This window comes from Pseudomonas sp. B424 (genome assembly GCF_055408345.1).
On the sequence record NZ_JBUZTL010000053.1, the window covers coordinates 1 to 4,867 of the forward strand.

At 52.6% G+C, this 4,867-nt stretch carries 7 protein-coding genes; 6 read left to right on the top strand and 1 reads right to left on the bottom strand.

Going from position 1 to position 4,867, the window contains the following annotated elements:
* Nucleotides 1-71 precede the first annotated feature (71 nt).
* Nucleotides 72-332, top strand: coding sequence for a hypothetical protein (locus ACZRMS_RS26035; RefSeq protein ID WP_010657466.1), 261 nt, complete (start codon nucleotides 72-74; stop codon nucleotides 330-332).
* Nucleotides 329-577 carry a hypothetical protein gene (locus ACZRMS_RS26040; RefSeq protein ID WP_010657465.1) on the top strand — a complete coding sequence of 83 codons (249 nt, stop codon included), beginning with the start codon at nucleotides 329-331 and terminating at the stop codon, nucleotides 575-577. Before ACZRMS_RS26035 ends, ACZRMS_RS26040 begins: the two co-directional genes overlap by 4 nt.
* Nucleotides 578-608: 31 nt before the next feature.
* On the opposite strand, the gene ACZRMS_RS26045 is transcribed toward ACZRMS_RS26040, so the two are convergent.
* On the bottom strand, nucleotides 609-1,028 hold the full coding sequence (locus ACZRMS_RS26045; protein WP_073515003.1) for a hypothetical protein: 420 nt from the start codon (nucleotides 1,026-1,028) through the stop codon (nucleotides 609-611).
* 1,563 nt (nucleotides 1,029-2,591) lie between these two features.
* Here ACZRMS_RS26045 and ACZRMS_RS26050 point away from each other — a divergent pair.
* The 4 genes from ACZRMS_RS26050 (at nucleotide 2,592) to ACZRMS_RS26065 (ending at nucleotide 4,843) form a co-directional block, all read left to right on the top strand.
* Nucleotides 2,592-3,017, top strand: a complete 426-nt coding sequence (locus ACZRMS_RS26050) for a hypothetical protein (protein WP_463929406.1) — start codon at nucleotides 2,592-2,594, stop codon at nucleotides 3,015-3,017.
* A 57-nt stretch (nucleotides 3,018-3,074) separates the two neighbouring features.
* Nucleotides 3,075-3,659, top strand: coding sequence for a ComF family protein (locus tag ACZRMS_RS26055; RefSeq protein WP_463929407.1), 585 nt, complete (start codon nucleotides 3,075-3,077; stop codon nucleotides 3,657-3,659).
* A complete protein-coding gene (locus tag ACZRMS_RS26060; protein ID WP_463929408.1) occupies nucleotides 3,660-4,355 on the top strand; it encodes a hypothetical protein in 696 nt (231 codons plus the stop codon).
* 170 nt (nucleotides 4,356-4,525) lie between these two features.
* On the top strand, nucleotides 4,526-4,843 hold the full coding sequence (locus ACZRMS_RS26065; RefSeq protein ID WP_073510850.1) for a hypothetical protein: 318 nt from the start codon (nucleotides 4,526-4,528) through the stop codon (nucleotides 4,841-4,843).
* The last annotated feature ends 24 nt before the right edge of the window (nucleotides 4,844-4,867 follow it).

The following is a 4,867-nucleotide window of genomic DNA, read 5'->3' on the forward strand; positions in this document are numbered from 1 at the left end:
ACGCCACCACAGGCGGCAGCGTTTGCCTGTGAAGCCGCGACCTTGGGCGGCCCGTCCGGAGTGGTGCCCGAATGAGCGGCCGTTACGGTAACGGCAGCGACCCGTTAGCCGCGATTAGTACGTCGCCTGAAGTGCTGGCCACACTGCGCCGTCGAATGACTGCCATCGAGCTCGCCGCCGACACCCTGCAGGTGCATCTGGCCAGCGAGCGGGCGCAAGGTTTTGTTGAGATGCTGGAAGAGCTCAAGGTGCTTAAGCCGGCCGACATTGAAAGCCTGTACCTGATCATTGATGACGCCGCTCAGGCGCGCGTCACGGCGTTGCTGCTGTGATCGGGGACGGGATTCACGAAGACGCGCTGCAGCACCTGGTGCAACAGAGCGCGGTCAGGGAGTTTGTCGCCGGCCGTGATACCACCCGTACCAAGTGGACGTTTTCGGTACGCCTCGGCGGGCCGCACTCGCGGCTGATTCCAGTACGGTCGAGGCGGGAGGTGATTCGTACCTGGGCCAGCCTGACGGCGGTGGGTCGCTTTGCCGAAGGGCTCGGCGTGCGAGGCTTTGCGGTGGAACTGTGAAGTTTCGCGCCCGCGAAACTGGCCACGGCTTTTAGTTATCGAGAGCGTCGAGCAAATTTGCCCAAGTAGGGGCTTCCCCTGGCTTCGTGTTGTGAGGCAATGCAGGTTTAGGCTCGGGTTTATGCTCGATCAGCCGAAGTGATTGTTGCAGCTCTTGTATCTCTGCACGCAGCAATCGAACCTCTTCAACCAGCGAGTGTAGGGCTGGGTGTAGGGCGTCAATTTCAGGTGTAGGGGAAGTGTAGGGTGAGGGTGTCGGGTCAAGTGTAGGGCGGTGTAGGGTGATCCCCTGTGGTTCGCCATAAACACGGATCATTTCTGATAGGTCGATAACCTTTTGCCCTTTACCGTCTAGGCCAGCAGTTACGCGGCCTTTAGACACGGCCTCATGCAATGTTGAACGGTGTAAACCGTAGAGTTTTGCCATGCGGCCGATGGTTAATTTTGCCATGTAGGGCAGTGTCGGGTTCTGTCTGTAGGGTGCCCTACAGTCTACTGCTATTTATGAGACTTAACCGACCATTCCCTAACGCGGTCCGGTGGACCTTGTTGGCTACCGTGCTGGTAGGCAGCACAGCTGCCAGACCCACACGGCAGCTTGTGAAAGACACAGGGTTTGCGCTGAGCGAGCAAACGCAATATCTTTGGGTAATAGATACATAGCATTAAAACGAAAAAACCCTGCCAAGGCAGGGTTTCATTCGGGCCAGCGGCGACGGCAATCGCTCTGGCCAAGGTCTCGGGGAATCTCTGCTTTTCGGTGCGGGGAACGAGACCTGGTAAGCCAATTCTGTCGGGAAAACTCCCGTCTGTCCAGCTTCCAGCCTCCCCCGACACCTCTTCCCGACGCTTGGAATCAAGATGCTTTGGGCCCGGGAAGTAATAGCTGCCGATCAAGGGGATCTCTTCACGGCAGCCGGTATAGCCGGTTAGGTGCGACCCGCAAGGGCGAGAAGGCAATGGCAGGGCAGCGTAAAAACCCAACCACGGGCGCTGTCACTGTCCTAAAACCCACCAACCGCCAGACGCCGAAGAGGGCAGGGGGCGCAGTGGTAAACAATCCCCGAAAGTCTGGAACGCCTGTTGGGAGTGGGAGCCGGGTGGTCGCACCTGGAACAAAATCCTCACTGCGTGGAGTCATGCGAGACGCTTTTTTTAAAAGCCGATCGTAGGGGCTCCCACGCCAGTGGGAGCCATCAAGAGCGTCGCGTAGCCATCATTATTGCCGCCAGTGGGCGGCCTTAGACTGGCGTCAGCCATCATTGCTCGTGCTCTTGTCTCTCAGGGTTATTACCCGCTTTGGATCTTTCCCAGCGAGTGGGGGTCCCCCTTTAGGGGGTCGAGCTGGTGAGCGCGTAGCGCGAATGCTCTTGGCTTTTTGTTCTTTTGTACCTTTTCACCTTTATACCTCTCCTATTGGCGTTCTATTGCTGAAGCAATAGCCAACGCAATAGAACGACCAATAGAACGCTACATAGATAATCCAAGACAAAAGCAGAGCAACAGCGCGCCATCCCTACGGTCTGTCGTGGCCGCCCTGCGGGACGCCCAAACCTTCCGGGGGAGCGCCCCGTCAGGCTTTCAGGGTTCCGACTCGCTGCGCGAGCCTCCACCCTCTTTCCTCCCCTGCGCCCTGGACGGGCTTGTCTCGAAAATTCACCCGCGTGCGCGCCCGGCAAAGCCGGACCAACCTGCATTCTGCAATTGCGCGACGTCTCGTTGCGGTCCTTCGTCCCTTTCTCGACTGCTACATCGCGAATCCAGGTTGGTCCGGTTTCACCTGACGCGCACGCAAGCGATGCGGCCGGATGCTTCGCACCCTGGTTTCGCCCTGAACGGGCTGCACCAGGGCAGAACGGAAAAATTCGTCCTGGGGGACATTTTCCCTCACACCCCTCGTGGGCTCGGTGTGTGTCTGTCAGGCTACTTCCGCCGTCTTCGACGACGGTTTATCAGAGCGGCTAAGGCCGCTCTGGACGCGTTACCATGAGATTTTCGCTTGGGAGAAAACCTCATGCAGCGTTTAGCTAAACCTTCGGACTACGTCCGGCAAGAAGTTCTCGGCCAATCGACCTATGTGCTTCCTTGGGAGCCGCGGCTGTGCCCGGGAAATCCTACGGATGATCCTGCGCTAGGCGCTCATCTTTACAACGAGTTTGCCTGTGCTGCCGCTCAGGGTGTCACGCAGCAATCACCAGCCGAACAGATAGCCGACATTGTTGATTGGGCCATAGCTACGCCTGGCGAAGCCGCGCGTAGCTTGGCGGCTGACCTCGCTGCTACGTACCAGGGCAAGCATCAGTTTCGAATGGAAGATTTAGAGTTTTGGGACGAGGAAACTAAGCCGCATCGAGCGCACCTAATTTTTCATAATGAGCACATTCAGGATCTATCAGCTCCTGTAATCATGGCTTTACGTGTGAGAGCGGTAGTAAATTAGGGCGTTGTGCCTAAAGCTTGAGTTTTTTCTGGAAATTCCAAAAAACAAGGAAGAGAAATGGTTATTAGAGTGATACCTAAGTCTAGTGCGTGGGACCATGCCGTTAGTCTAGATAAGCATACAATTAAAAGCGTGCCTATTGGTCCTAATGCGCAAGGATATATGCAATACGACACAGAAAGAACAGTCATTGGTGAGGAAGTATTTAAACTTAAGTACAGATCAGATTTTACCAAGGTTGAGTCTTTAGCTAATTCTGTGGTTGCAGCTCTGCAAGATAAAAGTTTTCCAAAAATTCACGTAGTCATACCTATGCCTGCGAGTAAGAAAAGGGCACAGCAGCCAGTTTACGAGGTGGCTAAAAAAGTCGCTGAAATCTTGGGGGCTTTTTTTACAGAAGATGTTTTGGTAAAAATTAAAACTACCGGAGCCATGAAGGATCTAGATTCTTATGACGAGCGTGTAGATGCTCTTAAAGGATGTTTTGAATCACGTGACCGCCTTACTAAAGGTCCGTGGAATATTATTGTGATTGACGATTTGTATGATACTGGAGCCTCTCTTGAGGCCGCCTGTACAGAACTGCGTAAGTATACTAATATTAAAAATATCTCTGTTGTTGCTTTGACTCGGAGGAATTAAATGTCAACAGTTTTCATATCTGGGTCTATCAAGATAAAAAGCCTAGACGATAAGGTAAAATCTAGGCTGGATAAGGTTATATCGTCTGGTGTAAAGGTATTGATTGGTGATGCTGGAGGAGTTGATAAGTCCGTACAACAGTACCTTATAAAGAATAATTTTCCATCGGTTACAGTTTACTGTACCGGCGACTCACCTAGAAATAACGATGGTTCGTGGCCTGTCGTAAATGTTGAACCACCGATGAAAACTAAATCTAGAGCATATTTTACTGCAAAAGATTTAAAAATGGCTGATGACTCTGATTTCGGACTTATGGTTTGGGATTGTAAAAGCACTGGAACATTAAGCAATGTTATCGAGCTTTTAAAGAAAAAGAAGAAATCTGTAGTTTACGTATCGTCAAAAAAAGCTTTCCTTAATATATCTAGTGTTTCCGATTTACAAGCGTTAGTAAATCAGATGGATCATGATTCGTTTATTGAGGCAGATAAAAAAATAGCGCTCAATAAAACTATGGGTATGCTCACAGGCGTTTCTTTAGATGAGTCATCTGAATATGATTTGGATCATTTCAAAAAAATGATAAAAAATCACCAGATGGCGATTGCTAAGCATGAAAAATCTATTGCAGATATAAAACTGCAAATAGAACAAATGAGAGAACCTATGGATGATATGTTTGCACAGCACTAGCTGGTGCGAATAACGCCGCTTATGTTCAAAAGGCCCCCACACTTGAGAGAGTGCTGGGGGCCTTTTTTTCTGGGCACGGAAACCAACCCCCCCCTACACTGGTACACCAGAACCCATTGCTATGGTTTTACGCGTAGTGGGCCACTGACTCGGAACAGGACACCACCGCCATGCCGTTACCCGTCACGCCCTATTATGAGCGCCGTCTGCGCGACCTGCGCACGCTATCCCCTGCGGCTGCCGCACTGGCCGAGCGCATCGCCTTGGACCTGCAGCCGCAAATGCTGGCCACCTCGACCGAGACGTTGGAGGCGCAGTTACTGGATCACCTGCAGGAAGTGGCTGAGCAACAGACGCGTTGTGTGACTCGACTCTGGGACTGGTTAAACGCCGTGGTCAGCGCCGGAGCGCTGACGCCACCACAGGCGGCAGCGTTTGCCTGTGAAGCCGCGACCTTGGGCGGCCCGTCCGGAGTGGTGCCCGAATGAGCGGCCGTTACGGTAACGGCAGCG